General features: G+C 69.3%; 12 protein-coding genes. 8 read left to right on the plus strand and 4 right to left on the minus strand.

The window, feature by feature from the left end; genetic code table 11:
• The first annotated feature begins 108 nt into the window (after nt 1-108).
• Nucleotides 109-984 carry an Abi-alpha family protein gene (locus AC5W7N_RS15040; RefSeq protein WP_280498558.1) on the plus strand — a complete coding sequence of 292 codons (876 nt, stop codon included), beginning with the start codon at nt 109-111 and terminating at the stop codon, nt 982-984.
• Between the two features lie 173 nt (nt 985-1157).
• Nucleotides 1158-1694: a nuclear transport factor 2 family protein gene (locus tag AC5W7N_RS15045; protein WP_194991326.1), complete on the plus strand. Its 537-nt coding sequence runs from the start codon at nt 1158-1160 to the stop codon at nt 1692-1694.
• Nucleotides 1695-1743: 49 nt separating this feature from the next.
• On the opposite strand, the gene AC5W7N_RS15050 is transcribed toward AC5W7N_RS15045, so the two are convergent.
• On the minus strand, nt 1744-3387 hold the full coding sequence (locus tag AC5W7N_RS15050) for a peptide chain release factor 3 (RefSeq protein ID WP_163811371.1): 1644 nt from the start codon (nt 3385-3387) through the stop codon (nt 1744-1746).
• A 443-nt stretch (nt 3388-3830) separates the two neighbouring features.
• Between AC5W7N_RS15050 and AC5W7N_RS15055 the strand changes: the two genes are divergently transcribed.
• Entirely contained in the window at nt 3831-4436 is a 606-nt protein-coding gene (locus tag AC5W7N_RS15055; RefSeq protein WP_194991328.1) for a 50S ribosomal protein L25/general stress protein Ctc, read from the plus strand.
• Nucleotides 4437-4458: 22 nt separating this feature from the next.
• Nucleotides 4459-5034, plus strand: coding sequence for an aminoacyl-tRNA hydrolase (gene pth / locus AC5W7N_RS15060; RefSeq protein WP_194991329.1), 576 nt, complete (start codon nt 4459-4461; stop codon nt 5032-5034).
• Here the strand turns inward: pth and AC5W7N_RS15065 are convergent.
• The 3 genes from AC5W7N_RS15065 to AC5W7N_RS15075 all read right to left on the minus strand — a co-directional run bounded on the left by AC5W7N_RS15065 (nt 5031) and on the right by AC5W7N_RS15075 (nt 9156).
• Nucleotides 5031-6677 carry a fatty acyl-AMP ligase gene (locus AC5W7N_RS15065; protein ID WP_195006794.1) on the minus strand — a complete coding sequence of 549 codons (1647 nt, stop codon included), beginning with the start codon at nt 6675-6677 and terminating at the stop codon, nt 5031-5033. The two genes, pth and AC5W7N_RS15065, sit on opposite strands and share 4 nt — an antisense overlap.
• A gap of 375 nt (nt 6678-7052) precedes the next feature.
• Nucleotides 7053-7970: a ribonuclease Z gene (locus AC5W7N_RS15070; RefSeq protein ID WP_194992833.1), complete on the minus strand. Its 918-nt coding sequence runs from the start codon at nt 7968-7970 to the stop codon at nt 7053-7055.
• Nucleotides 7971-7983: 13 nt separating this feature from the next.
• Nucleotides 7984-9156 (minus strand): aminotransferase class V-fold PLP-dependent enzyme, encoded by a 1173-nt coding sequence (locus tag AC5W7N_RS15075; protein ID WP_195006793.1) that lies wholly within the window; start codon nt 9154-9156, stop codon nt 7984-7986.
• Nucleotides 9157-9350: 194 nt separating this feature from the next.
• On the opposite strand from AC5W7N_RS15075, the gene egtA reads away from it, so the two are divergent.
• From egtA to egtD, 4 genes are all read left to right on the plus strand, one after another.
• On the plus strand, nt 9351-10676 hold the full coding sequence (gene egtA / locus AC5W7N_RS15080; RefSeq protein WP_194989329.1) for an ergothioneine biosynthesis glutamate--cysteine ligase EgtA: 1326 nt from the start codon (nt 9351-9353) through the stop codon (nt 10674-10676).
• 100 nt (nt 10677-10776) lie between these two features.
• Nucleotides 10777-12114, plus strand: coding sequence for an ergothioneine biosynthesis protein EgtB (egtB, locus tag AC5W7N_RS15085; RefSeq protein WP_416381950.1), 1338 nt, complete (start codon nt 10777-10779; stop codon nt 12112-12114).
• A gap of 9 nt (nt 12115-12123) precedes the next feature.
• Complete coding sequence (egtC, locus tag AC5W7N_RS15090) at nt 12124-12945, plus strand: ergothioneine biosynthesis protein EgtC (protein ID WP_163811386.1); 822 nt, start codon at nt 12124-12126, stop codon at nt 12943-12945.
• Nucleotides 12946-12987: 42 nt separating this feature from the next.
• Nucleotides 12988-13959, plus strand: coding sequence for an L-histidine N(alpha)-methyltransferase (gene egtD / locus AC5W7N_RS15095; protein WP_194989328.1), 972 nt, complete (start codon nt 12988-12990; stop codon nt 13957-13959).
• Nucleotides 13960-13964 lie beyond the last annotated feature (5 nt).

The raw sequence follows: 13964 nt of genomic DNA on the forward strand, positions 1-13964 counted from the left end.
GTGGTTCTACGCGGGGGTGGGGACAATGACCACCACCACATCTGTTCGTGACTGGTGGGCAATAATCTGTGAGCGGAATCGTTCACCTGGCGATACATCGGAGTAGACGTGGCAGACGACAGGACCGGACAGGACGTGGCCCGGGCCGGTTCCCGTGCTGTGGAACGCAGCTCGGATGTCGAACAGCGGCAGATCAGCAATGAGGCCCGGCTGATCCGCGGCGTGTTCCGGGCCGCGGGGCTGGCGGCGGGCACGGTGGTGCGCGGCGGCCAGTGGGCGGTAGAGACCTCCTATGAGATGACCCGCGAGATCACCCAGGCCGCGCTCGACGGTGAGTCCTCCGCCGAGATCGCCGAGCGCACGGGTAACGCGCTGCGCTCGATGGCGCGCAGTGCGCTCGGGGTCACCGAGGGGTCGGTGCGCGAGATCGTCAGCTATGTGCCCAATCCGCAGGGGCCGGGCCAGCAGGCCATCGGGGTGGGCTCGTACCTGCGCTCGGCCACGGTCGACGAACTGCGCAGGCGCGGTGACGCACTGCTGGCCCGTTCGGCGGATGTGTACTTCACCGAAGAAGTGCATCCCGCCTACGACCGTATCCTCGACGAACTCGCGCCCGACGAGGCGCGCATCCTGCGTTTCATGGCGCTCAACGGGCCGCAGCCCTCGGTCGATGTGCGCACCAACCGCCCACTGGGCATCGGCTCGGAGCTGGTGTCCGGTGATCTGACCTCGGTGCCCGAACAGGCCGGGGTGCGCTACCCGGATCGGGCCCGCTCGTATCTGATCAACCTCAACCGGCTCGGCCTGACGCTGACCTCCGACGATCCCGTGGTGCTGAGCCGGTACATGGTGCTCGAGGTGCAGCCGGTGGTGGAGGCGGCGCTGAAGAAGGCCGGCCGCGCGCCCAAGATCGTGCGCAAGAGCCTTCGGCTGACCGAATTCGGCGAGGACTTCTGCCGCACCTGCTTCACCATCGGCGGCTGACCGGGCCGCGGCCGCGAATTCGCTGGGTGATAGCGATCTGATACAGATCTCGTCAAACGTTCGGTATGCCCGGTGCCGGGTGGGATCGTTGAGGTATGGACCAGGACGAGGAGCGTAGGGACTCCGAGTCGGGCGCAGAGCGGGAACCGGTCGGCCGGGTTCTGTTCGGACGGATGCCGGGTTCGATACCGGCACCCGAGAACGGTGCGCGCGACGACGTGTCCGAGATCTGCCGTTTGAAGTACCGGTATCTGCGCACGCTGGATACCAAGCAGTGGGACGAGTTCGCCGACACCATGGTCGCCGAGGCGACGGCCACCTACAGCGAGTACCTGCAATTCGAATCCCGCGAGGCGTTCATCGCGTTCATGCGCAATACCCTCGGGCCGCACGTCATCACCGAACACCGCTGCGATCACCCCGAGGTCGACGTCGACGGCGATACCGCCACCGGCACCTGGTACCTGGCCGATACGGTGCTCATTCCGGAGCACAACATGCTGCTGCGCGGCGCCGCGTTCTACTCCGACCGCTATATCCGCTGCGACGACGGGCGCTGGCGGATCTCGCACACCGGCTACGAACGCACCTATGAGGTGGTGCTCTCGCTCAGCGATCTGCCGAGCCTGCGCCTGACCTCGAGCCGGTGGGGACTGATCGCAAGGGAATCCGGGCTCGAATCGGTCGAGCGCGAGCCGGAGGCCGGCTGACCACTCGGTTCGCGGCTGTACCGCCCGGCCAGGGCCGGACCACCCGGGTTCAGTCGGCGGTGGCGACGAGCGGTTCCAGGGTCAGGCCCGGATGCTCCTTCTCGATGTACTGCAATCGCCATTTATCGCTGAACAATGCGAGCAGCACGCCATCGCTGCGGGTGAACACCTCGACCCCGCGCTGGCGGCCGAGTTCCTCGGCGGAGCCGGCGTCGGTGCGCCGGGCCAGCGTGTAGGGCAGATGGTCCATCTGCGTTTCGACGTTGTATTCGGCCTGCATCCGGGCGGTGACCACCTCGAACTGCATCGGGCCGACCGCCGCGAGCACGGGGGAGGCGTCGCCGCGCGCATCGTTGCGCAGCACCTGCACGACGCCTTCGGAGTCGAGCTGGTCGATGGCCTTGCGGAACTGTTTGTACTTGCCGGCGCTCTGGGCCCGCAGCACCGCGAAATGTTCCGGCGCGAAGGAGGGGATCGGCGGGAACTCCACCTTCTTGTCCACGAACAGGGTGTGCCCCGGCGCCAGCGCGGTCGCGTTCACCAGGCCGACCACATCGCCGGGGTAGGCGGTGTCGACGGTGGCGCGTTCCCGGCCGAACACGGTGAGCGCGTACTTCGTCGCGAACGGGCGCCCGGTCTGCGCGTGCGTCACCACCATGCCGCGCTCGAACTCGCCCGACACGATCCGCATGAACGCCAGCCGGTCCCGGTGCGCGGTATCCATGCCCGCCTGCACCTTGAACACCACCGCGCTGAACGGATCGGTCGTCTCGCGGACGCCACCATCGACGTCGCGGCGGCCGGCCGGCGCCGGGGCCAGCGCCACCAGCGTCTCCAGCAGCTGACGCACACCGAAGTTCAGCATCGCCGAGGCGTAGATGACCGGTGAGGTCTGCCCGGCCAGGAACAGTTCCTGATCGTGGTCCTGACCGGTGGCCGAGAGCAGTTCGCTCTCCTCGGCCGCGGTCTCCCATGCCTCACCCTCGCGGGCCTGCGCCTGCTCCGGGGTCAGCGATTCCTCCGGCGCGATGGTCGCGCCGCCCGCGGTGCGGGTGAAGTGGATGTACTCGACCGCCTCGCCGCCAGGGCCGCGCCGCAGCAGGCCGCGGAAATCGCCCGCGATGCCGACCGGAAGGAACAGTGGTGTCGGGGTCAGGCCGATCCGCTCGTCGATCTCGTCGAGCAGCTCGAGCGGGGCCCGGCCGGGCCGGTCCCACTTGTTGATCACGGTGATCACCGGGATACCGCGGTGGCGGCAGACCTGGAACAGCTTCAGTGTCTGCGGCTCCAGACCCTTGGCGGCGTCGATCAGCATGACGGCCGCGTCCACGGCGGTCAGCACGCGGTAGGTGTCCTCGGAGAAATCCGAGTGGCCGGGGGTATCGACCAGGTTGATCACATTGTCGATGTCGGAGCCGGCGGCGCGATAGTTGAACTGCAACGCGGTCGAACTGACCGAGATGCCGCGCGCTTTCTCCATCTCCATCCAGTCCGACACGGTGGACTTGCGCCCAGCCTTGCCGTGGATGGCGCCCGCCTCGGAGATCATCTTGGCGTGCAGTGCCAGCGCCTCGGTGAGCGTGGACTTACCGGCGTCCGGATGGGAGATGACGGCGAAGGTCCGCCGCCTCGACACCTCGGCGGGCAGCCCGCGTGAACCGGACGAGACAGCGCCGTCAGTGGAGGCGGTCAACAGCGACAACCTTTCGGGGGAGTGCGAGAATGTGGCAACCGGACAGTGCCTATTTTGCGCTGCCTGCGGTCGCGCGTGTTCACGGCCCCTGTATGTCCCGCGTTTGCGCTGCCACTCGGCCTGCGCGGCGACAGCGCGAACGCGAGGCGGGCCGCGCACTCGCAAGGTTCGGTGGTGTCTCGCTCGACATCGGTGGCACGACCGTCCGTCGCTGCCCGGTGACCACCCGATTCTGGTACTCCGCCCGGGTTGCGCTATGGTGTTCAGGTTGTCTCGGCGAGGGTGACCGCAGACTTTTTGCGACACCGTGATCGACGCGGCTCGGCTTCCGGCCGTCCTCGTTGTTGTCTTCGCCCGACGAGTAGACCAACCGAGCCAGGGCTCCCACGTTCCCTGGCGCCACCGTTGACCAGCCCGGAAGAGCCGTAGGAGTAGATCAGGTCATGTCCGACGCCAACCTTCTCGAAGCCGCAGTCCGCACCGAGTTCGGCAAGGGCGCGGCCCGCCGCACCCGTCGTGACGGCAACGTTCCCGCCGTCCTGTACGGCCACCAGACCGATCCCCAGCACCTGGCGCTCAACGCCCAGGCGTTCGCGGCGATCCTGCGTGAGCACGGCACCAACGCGGTGCTCAACCTCGTCATCGACGGCAAGAAGCAGCTGGCGCTGACCAAGTCGGTCGTCGTGCACCCGATCCGTCGCTACATCGAGCACGCCGACCTGCTCGTCGTCAAGAAGGGCGAGAAGGTCACCGCCGACGTCACCATCACCATCGTCGGTGACGCCGCCCCCGGCACCCTGGTCACCCAGGACGCCACCACCGTCTCCATCGAGGCCGACGCGCTGAACATCCCCGAGACCATCGAGGTCTCGGTCGAGGATGTCGAGGCAGGCACCCAGATCAACGCCTCCGACCTGCAGCTGCCCGAAGGCGTCGACCTGGCCGTGGATCCCGAGACCCTGATCGTCAACGTCATCGCCGCGCCGGCCGCCGCTGCCGAGACCGAGGGTGAGGGCGAAGCCGAGGCCGAGGGCGAGAGCGCCGAATAAGACTCGCGCATCGGTTGTCTCGATGACCGACTCCACGCCCGCGCTCGTCGTCGGGCTCGGTAACCCCGGGCCCGAATACGAGCGCACCAGGCACAATGTGGGCTTTCTGGTCGCCGACGTGCTCGCCGAGCGCGTCGGCGGCCGTTTCAGTGTGCACAAGAAGTCCGGTGCCGATCTGCTGACCGCGCGCTTGGACGGCCGTCAGGTGCTGATCGCCAAGCCGCGCTCGTTCATGAACCTGTCCGGCCGCCCGGTCGCCGCGCTGGCCCGGTTCTTCTCGGTGCCCGCGACCGAGGTGATCGTCGTGCACGACGAACTCGATCTGCCCTTCGGCGCGATCAGGCTCAAGCGCGGCGGCGGCGAAGGCGGGCACAACGGCCTGCGCTCGGTGTCGCAGGCGCTGACCACCAAGGACTATCTGCGCACCCGCATCGGCATCGGCCGCCCGCCCGGCAGGCAGGATCCAGCGGACTTTGTGCTCAAGCCGTTCTCCGCGCCCGAACGCAAGGACGTGCCGGTGCTCGTCGAGCAGGCCGCCGATGCTGTGGAGTTATTGCTGCGGGTGGGCCTGGAAACCGCGCAGAACCAGCTGCACTAGTGCAGATGCACCGCGGTGGCGGCCCGGCGCAGCTTGCCCGATGACGTCTTCGGCAGGGCGCCGGGGCCGAGCACCGCGACGGTGCGCGGGCGCACGCCCACCTCGGAGAACACCGCGTGCACGATCTCGCGTTCGATCCGCTTGACCTCGTCCGGGTTCTGGTGGTCGTTGCTTTCCACCACCACCGCGAAGCTCTCCCGCTTCTGCCCGGCGTCCAATCGCACCGCGACCGCATTGCCCGGACGCACGCCCTTGACCCGCATCGCCGCCCGTTCGATATCGGTGGGGAAGATATTGCGGCCGGCCATGATGATGACGTCCTTGATCCGGCCGCACACCACGATCAGCCCTTGTTCGGTGAAATAGCCGATATCGCCGGTGTCGAGCCAGCCGTCGGCATCCTGTGCCGACCGGAAGCCTTCGACGGTCACATAGCCGGAAGTGACGGCGGGACCACGCAATTCGATCACGCCCACCGAACGGGTGGGCAATGGCTGACGTTCGTCGTCGACGATGCGGCCCTCCAGATCGTCGACCAGGTAGCCGAGGGTCGGCAGTCGGCGGATATTGCCGTGATGCGAGTGCTGATCGTGCACCGGGACCGCTTTGCCGAGGGCTTCGAGCAGATCGGCGTCGACCAGGTCGAGCACCTGGCCGTGCCCGGGATCGGGGATGGAGACCGCGAGGGTGGTCTCGGCCATGCCGTAGACCGGGGTGAGCGCCATCGGGTTGAGCCCGAAACGCTGCCCGGCGGCGGCGAGTTTCTCCATGGTGTCCGGATCGACCGGCTCGGCCCCGTTCCACATATAGCGCACGCAGCTCAGGTCCAGGTTCGAGCCCTCGGCCTGATCGAGCCGGCGAGCCAGCAGTGAGTAGGCGAAATTCGGTGCCGCGGTGACGGTGCCGCGATACTTGTCGATCAGCTCGGCCCACAGGATCGGCCGCTGCAGGAAGTCCATCGGCGTCACGCACACCACCTCGGCGCCGAATTGCATCGGGACGCTGAGGAATCCGACCATGCCCATATCGTGGAACAGCGGCAGCCAGCTGACCATCACATCGTTGTCGAGCTGGAACTTCACCCGGTTGAACATGGCGTGCGCGTTGACGAAGAAGTTCTCGTGGGTGATCCGCACGGCCTTGGGCGAGCCGGTGGAACCCGAAGTCAGTTGTTGCAGCGCGATATCGGCCTCATCGGTGGGCAGCGGATCGGTATCCTGGCCCTCGCGCAACTGCTCGACCAGCACCACGGTGATGCCGCGTTCGCGCAGCAGCGGCTCGGCCGCCTCGAACGGCGCGCCGAGGATCACCGCCCGCGCCTCGATCATGCCGAGCACGGTTTCGGTATCGCGCGCCCACACCGCGAGATCGGTGCGCGGGGTCGGCTGATGCAGCATGGTGATCGAGCCGCCGCGCATCCACACGCCCTGACAGGCGGGCGCGATATCGACCGGCATCCCGGCCAGCACCCCGACCGCGTCGCCGTGCCCGATGCCCGCCGCGGCCAGACCGCCCGCCATGCGCCGCGCGATCCGATGGATTTCGCCCCACGTCTGCCGCAGTGGTGCATCCGGTTCCCCGGTCACCAGCCCGCGCGTGGTCTCGCGCGCCGTCGCGTACATCTCCTCGGTGAACCTGCTCAACGCACCCGCTCCTCACCGGCCACACGGGCCGCCGACCGACCTGCCTCAACTATCCCGCTGTTCGAGCCCCGCGTTAACCCCCTCCGTGTGCGCGCTGGTCAGCGCCACATTCACGCCTGAAATGGCGGATGCGTCCGCAGGTGTCCGAATGGCCGCCCCTGACCCGCGTGCCCGAACCCCGCCGCACCGCCTACGCCGTTCGCGCGGCATGACCGCCGACCGGCTCAGGGATAGTAGCCCGGGCCGCCGTGAGCCGGGCGCGCGCGGCCTCGGCGTGGCGCGGACCGAACACGCCGCCGACACCGGCGCGCCGGACCCGACACGCGAATTCCGTTGGCGTCGTGCCGGTATCCGCCCGTTCCGCGATCGGTGATCTCAGCGGCGTGGCGGCAGCGGGATCCGGGTGAGGTCGGCGGCGACGACGATGGGGCCGCTGAATTCCCTTGCCGCCTCGGCGAAGTGTTCGTCAAGGGTGCGGTAGCGCTGGGAGAAATGGGTCAGCACCAGGGTGCGCACGCCTGCCTCGGCCGCGACCCTCGCGGCCTGGCCCGCGGTGAGGTGGCCGTGCTCCTCGGCCAGGTGCGCGTCGGCGTCCAGGAACGTCGCCTCGATGACCAGCATGTCCACCCCGGCAGCGAGTTCGGGTACGGCCGGGCACATACGGGTGTCCATGATGAACGCGAAACTCTGTCCGGGACGGCGGGTGCTCACCTCGTCGAGGGTGACGGTGCGGCCGTGCCAGTCGATCCGGCCGTCGCGCTGCAACCGGCCCACCGCGGGGCCGTGCAGGCCGATCGCCGCCAGCCGCTCCGGCCGAATGCGGTGGCCGTCCGGTTCGGTGATCCGGTAGCCGAAGGCCTCCACCGGATGCGAGAGGCGGGCCGCGGTGAGATGGAACGGCGCACCCGGCGCGTCCAGCGGGCCCGGTTCGGTGATCGGATGTCTGGTCAGCTCCACGGTGCGGTAGTAGACGCTGGCATCGCACAGCCGCTCGAAGTAGTGCTCGCCGGAAGCCGGGTAGTAGGCGTCGATCGGGTGCGGCACCTGGTCCAGATTGATCCGCTGCACCACGCCGGCCAGTCCGAGACAGTGGTCGCCGTGGAAGTGGGTGACCGCGATCCTGGTCAGATCGGTGACCGACACCCCGGCGTGGATCATCTGCCGCTGGGTGCCCTCGCCCGGATCGAACAAGATCCCCTCGGCACCCCAGCGCAGCAGGTAGCCGTTGTGGTTGCGCTGTTTCGTCGGCACCTGGCTGGCGGTGCCGAGGACGATCAGTTCGCGCTGCGACATCGCCGCGGGCCCGTCAGAGTTCCGCTACCGCGGCCAGGAACCGGTCCAACTCGTCGAAGGCGACGAAACAGTGCGGCGAGGCGCGGACCACGGCGTCGAGGGCACGTCCGGACATATCCAGCAGAGTGGAGCTGCGGTGGCTGACGGTGACGGTGATGTCCTGGGCGGCCAGCCGATCCCGCACCTCGATCGGGGCCACCGTGTCGACGGTGAACGACACGATGCCGCTGTGCCGGATGCCGAGATCGCGCACGGTGACGCCGGCGATCTCGGCCAGGCCCTTGCGCAGGTACTCCGCGCGGGCGGCGATCGCGGCGTAGACCTCGTCGGGACCCAGCCCGAGCAGGTAGTCGACGGCGGCGCCGAGGCCGAGCCTGGCGGCGACGTCGTGTTCCCAGAATTCGAACCGGCTCGCGTCCGGGGCCAGTCGGTAGTCCTCGGGTGCGGTCCATTCCGCGCTGTGCAGGTCCAGGCGGGCCGGCTCCATGGCCGCCGCCAATTCTGGACGCACGTACAGGAATCCGGTGCCGCGTGGGCCGCGCAGCCATTTGCGACCGGTGGCCGACAGCGCGTCGACGCCGAGCTCGGCGACGTCGAGCGGGATCTGCCCGGCCGACTGGCAGGCGTCGAGCACGACCAGCGCACCGGCCTCGTGCGCGATCCTTGTGGCCTCGGCGGCCGGATTGACCAGGCCGCCGTTGGTGGGTGCGTGCAGCAGCGACACCAGCTTCACCCGGTCGTCGATCAGGGTGGCGAAGGCATCCAGATCGAGCTGGCCGGTGCCGTCGCTGGGGATGTGCTCGACCGTCGCGCCGCTCGCGCGCGCCCGCTGCAGGGCTGCGATGGCATTGCTGGCGTAGTCGGAACCGGAGATGAGGACGCGGTCGCCGGGCCGCAGCGGCACCGAGTAGAAGAAGTCCGCCCAGGACCGGGTCGCGCTGTCGCTGAGCGCGATGCTCGCGGGCGTGGCATTGATGAGCCTGGCGATCGACTGTTTGACCGCGGCCAGATCGTCGAGGCGCTCATTGGCCGCGCGATAGCCGCCGACCTCGGCCTCACGGCGCAGATGGGCGATGACGGTGTCGGTGACCACCCGCGGCGGCAGCGACGATCCCGCGCTGTCGAGGAAGACCAGACCGTGTCCGACACCGGGGGTGTCCTCGCGTATCCGCTGCTCGTTCAGCATGCCGACGACGATATCCGCTCGATCCGCCGAACGCTTGCCCGGTACTTGTCGGTGTCCCTCGCTACCCTGGAATCCACCGACGACGCCGCCGGAACACCCACACGCCGTACCGCACGCCATATCGCAGCACCGAATATCCCGACGATCCACGCGCCGCATATCCACCGCGCACCGGAACCACCTGGAGGTCGAGCATGGCGGTCACCCTCGAGCGCAGGCAGGCGGGGCAGATAGCCGCCGACGGGGAGCTGTCCTCGCGCGCGGCGGCGGAGGCCTACATCGGCGGCGTCTGTTTCAAACTCGGGCCACCCGGTTTGATCGGCGCCGAACTCGAATGGCTCACCACCCACGGTGAGTGTCCGGCGTCAGGCCAGACGGCCGCCCCGCGTCCGCCACTCGACGTCGTCGCGGATGCCCTCGGACCGTACGCACCACGGTCCATCGCCCCCGATTCGCCCGCGCTGGCGCTACCGGGCGGCAGCCGGGTCACCATCGAACCCGGTGGTCAGATCGAACTCTCCAGCGCACCGTACGCCACCGCCGCCCAGCTCACCGAGCAGCTGCGTGCCGACACCGAGACGCTGCGCGAACTCCTCGAAACCCAGTGTGTCGGCATGGTTTCCGCGGCCGCCGACGCCGATCGTCGCGCCCGCCGGGTGCTGCGACTGCCCCGCTATCAGGCCATGGAGCGATACCTCGCCGGTCTCGGTCCCTTCGGCAAACTCATGATGTGCAACACCGCGGCCACGCAGGTCAGCGTCGACGCGGGTGCCGATCACGCCGAGGTCGCCGCCCGCTGGACCGCGCTGTACACCATCGGCCCCGCACTGCTGGCGGCCTTCGCCTGTTCCCCTGAGCTACGCGGCGCGCCCGCGGGGGAGTGGGCCTCGCAGCGGATGCGTACCTGGCTCCGGCTGGACCACTCCCGCACCCGCCCACCGGTCGAGGACTGGGCCGACCCGATCGGCGGCTACGCCCGCTGGGCGCTGGACGCGCCGCTGCTGTGCGTGCGGTCCCGAGAGCCGCGGACCGGGCCCGCCGGTCGCGACGGTTCAGCCGAATGCTCATGGGCCGCCCCGCCCGGCGCCACGTTCGCCGACTGGCTGTCCGGCGCGTTGGACGACGAGATCGGCCGCCGCCCCGACCGCGGCGATCTCGACTACCACCTGACCACCATGTTCCCGCCCGTGCGGCCCTCGGGGCACCTCGAGGTTCGCTACCTGGACGCGCAGCCGGAGGCGAGCTGGACCGTCCAGATCGACGTCATCGACGCGGTGATGTCCACCCCCGCCGCGGTCGCCGAGGCCACCGCGATCGGGGCCCGGACGGCAGGCCGCTGGCTCGACGCCGCCCGTTGCGGACTGGCCGATTCCGAGATCCGGGCCGTCGCCGCCGAACTGCTCGACGCCGCGGCCACCCATGCCGCGACCCCGGACGCGGCCGCGTCGATCCAGGACGCTGCCCGGCGCTGCCGCAGTGCCAGGCAGCCGGGCCGGCTCGCGGCCGGGAGCGCCTCATGAGCGGGGCGATCACCCGAGACCGGCGGCTTCGACCGCTGTCGCGCGAGCCTCGCGCGCTGATTTTCATCGACCCACCAGTACCCGGAGTTCCATCGTGACCATCCACCTGCCCGCCGATGACACATCCGAGACCGAACGACTTCGTTCCCGCATCGCCGACACCCTGACCCGCGCCAGGTCCCGCACCGCCGCGCTCACCGACTGCCTCGACGAGGCCGAACTCGTCGCCCAGCATTCGCGGCTGATGAGCCCGCTGGTGTGGGATCTGGCCCATATCGGCAATCAGGAAGAGCTGTGGCTGGTGCGTGATGTCGGCGGGCGCGAGCCGGTGCGCGCCGACATCGATGAGCTCTACGACGCGTTCAAACACGCGCGCGCGAACCGTCCGTCGCTGCCGTTGCTGAACCCGGGCCAGGCCCGCGAGTACGTCGGCACGGTCCGCGACAAGGTATGGGATGTGCTCGATCACAGCACCCTGCGCGGTGCGCCGCTGGTCGAGGGCGGGTTCGCCTTCGGCATGATCGCCCAGCACGAACAGCAGCACGACGAAACCATGCTGGCCACCCATCAATTGCGGGCAGGTCCGCCGGTGCTGTCCGCGCCGTCGGCGCCCACCGGCATCGCCGCGGTGAGCGGTGAGGTGATCATCCCCGCGGGGCAGTTCACCATGGGCACCTCCACCGACCCCTGGGCGCTCGACAATGAGCGGCCCGCCCATCTGGCGTATGTGCCGGGCTTCGCCATCGATGCCGCGCCGGTCACCAACGAGCAGTACCTGACCTTCATCGCCGACGGCGGCTACGACCGTCCGGAGCTGTGGTCCAAGCGTGGCTGGGATCATCGGCTCGAGGCAGGCCTGGTGGCGCCGCAGTTCTGGGAGCGCGATTCCGGCGGCCAGTGGTGGCGGCGGGTATTCGGCGTGCTGACGCCGTTGCGGCCGCATCAGCCGGTGGTGCACGTCTGCTGGTTCGAAGCCGAGGCCTACGCCCGCTGGGCGGGTAAGCGCCTGCCCACCGAAACCGAATGGGAGAAGGCCGCCCGCTACGACCCGGACACCGGCCGGTCCCGCCGCTACCCGTGGGGCGAGGCCGAACCGGACGTGGCGCACGCCAATCTCGGCCAGCGCCATCTGGAACCGGCCGATGTCGGCGCGTACCCGGCGGGTGCGTCGCCGGCCGGCATCCATCAGCTCATCGGCGATGTCTGGGAGTGGACGGCCTCCGGTTTCGACCCCTATCCGGGCTTCCGCGCCTTCCCGTATCGCGAGTACTCGGAGGTCTTCTTCGGCGGCGATTACCGCGTCCTGCGTGGTGGTTCGTTCGGCACCGATCCGGTGGCCTGTCGCGGCACCTTCCGCAATTGGGATCATCCGATCCGGCGCCAGATCTTCGCCGGTTTCCGGCTGGCCCGCGACCTGAAGCCGGGGGAGGCAGCGTGATCGGCCGCCATGTGTAGACACCTGGCATATGTCGGCCCGCCCGCGCCGGTCGGCGACCTGCTCACGCGTGGTGTGCACGCCCTGCGCACACAGGCCTGGGCGCCTCGGGATATGCGCGGCGGCGGCACGATCAACGCCGACGGATTCGGTGTCGCCTGGTGGCGCCGCGCCGACGATTCCGGCCGCGCCCTGGTCAGCCGCTACCGCAATGCGGCGCCGATCTGGACCGACCCGGCGGTGGAGGAGGTACTACCGCAGATCGAATCCGCCGCGGTAGTCGCGGCCGTGCGCTCGGCGACGGTGGGGATGCCGGTCGAGCGGGCTGCCTGCGCGCCGTTCACCGATGACGGCTGGGCCTTCAGCCACAACGGCGTCGTTCAGAATTGGCGCAAAGCGCTCACTGCCGCCCTGGCCGATCTGGACAGTGCCGCGACTCGCGCCGGCGCCACCCGGATGTTCCAGACCGCCGACCTGCTCGATGCCGAATCCGCCACCGATTCGGCCGCGCTGTGGGTGCTGCTGCGCGGGCTGCTCACTCCCGGTGCGCCACCGGATCTGGTGACGAGCCCGGCCGACGCGCTCCGCCTGTTGCTCACCTCGGTGCTCGCCCACGCACCGGCCGCCCGGCTGAACTTCCTGCTCGGCGACGGTTCGACCATCTGGGCCACCGCGTGGGAGCACGCGCTCTCGGCCCTGGTCACCGACGATTACGCGATCGTCTGCTCCGAACCGTATGACGCCGACCCCCGCTGGCGGCCGATCCCGGAGCACAGCTTGGTGCTCGCCGCCCCGGGCCGCCTGACCATCGAGTCGCTCGACCGTGAGCGGTGAACGCATGACACCGGATTCGCCGCCGACGCAAAGGATGCCGCCATGACCGAACCGACGCTGGAAGTCCATCTCACCGACGCCGATCTCACCGCGGCGCTGCGCACGGACGCCCGGCGCGGGCTCACCGCCGATCCGAAGTGGCTGCCGCCCAAATGGTTCTACGACGCGCGCGGCAGTGAACTGTTCGAGCAGATCACCGAGCTGCCCGAGTACTACCCGACCCGCACCGAACGTGCCCTGCTCGAACGGGTGGTCGGCGAGATCGCCCACGCGGCCCAGGCGGAGGTCCTGGTCGAGCTCGGTGCGGGCTCCGCGGTGAAGACCCGGCTGCTGCTGTCGGCGCTCACCGCGCAGGGGCCGCTGAAAACCTACGTGCCCCAGGATGTCTCGGCCGCAGCGCTGCGCGCGACCGCCGCCGAGGTCGCGCGCGAGTTCCCCGGCCTCGCGGTGCACGGGGTGGTCAGCGATTTCACCGATACCCTGCACAATCTGCCGCGCGGAGGCCGCCGGATGATCGCCTTCCTCGGCGGCACCATCGGCAATCTGGTGCCCGCCGAACGCGCCGAATTCCTCACCGACATCCATGACGTGCTCGAACCGGGAGAACACCTGCTGCTCGGCGCGGGCCTGGTGACCGACCCGGCGATCCTGGTGCCCGCCTACGACGACGCGGCCGGGGTGACCGCCGAGTTCAACCGCAATGTGCTGCACGTGCTCAATGCCCGCCTCGCGGCCGACTTCGTTCCCGACGACTTCCGTCATGTCGCCGTCTGGGACGCCGAGAACGAGTGGATCGAGATGCGGCTGGAAGCCACCGAGAACATGCGGGTCGAGGTCGCCGATCTCGACCTCGTCCTGGACTTCGCGCGCGGCGAGCAGCTGCGCACCGAGATCTCGGCCAAGTTCCGCCTGGAAGGCCTCGACACCGAACTGTCCGCGGCCGGATTCACCCTGGACAAGGCATGGACCGACCCGGACAGCCGCTTCACGCTGGTGCTGGCGACCCGCGCCTGAGCGCG

This window comes from Nocardia sp. CDC519, assembly GCF_059509835.1.

Excerpts from the sequence above, each read along its gene's own strand:
- AC5W7N_RS15045 (WP_194991326.1), top strand. The coding sequence starts at position 1,158 with ATGCCGGGTTCGATACCGGCACCCGAGAACGGTGCGCGCGACGACGTG.
- AC5W7N_RS15055 (WP_194991328.1), top strand. The coding sequence starts at position 3,831 with ATGTCCGACGCCAACCTTCTCGAAGCCGCAGTCCGCACCGAGTTCGGC.
- pth (WP_194991329.1), top strand. The coding sequence starts at position 4,459 with ATGACCGACTCCACGCCCGCGCTCGTCGTCGGGCTCGGTAACCCCGGG.
- AC5W7N_RS15070 (WP_194992833.1), bottom strand. The coding sequence starts at position 7,970 with ATGTCGCAGCGCGAACTGATCGTCCTCGGCACCGCCAGCCAGGTGCCG.
- AC5W7N_RS15075 (WP_195006793.1), bottom strand. The coding sequence starts at position 9,156 with ATGCTGAACGAGCAGCGGATACGCGAGGACACCCCCGGTGTCGGACAC.
- egtA (WP_194989329.1), top strand. The coding sequence starts at position 9,351 with ATGGCGGTCACCCTCGAGCGCAGGCAGGCGGGGCAGATAGCCGCCGAC.
- egtC (WP_163811386.1), top strand. The coding sequence starts at position 12,124 with ATGTGTAGACACCTGGCATATGTCGGCCCGCCCGCGCCGGTCGGCGAC.
- egtD (WP_194989328.1), top strand. The coding sequence starts at position 12,988 with ATGACCGAACCGACGCTGGAAGTCCATCTCACCGACGCCGATCTCACC.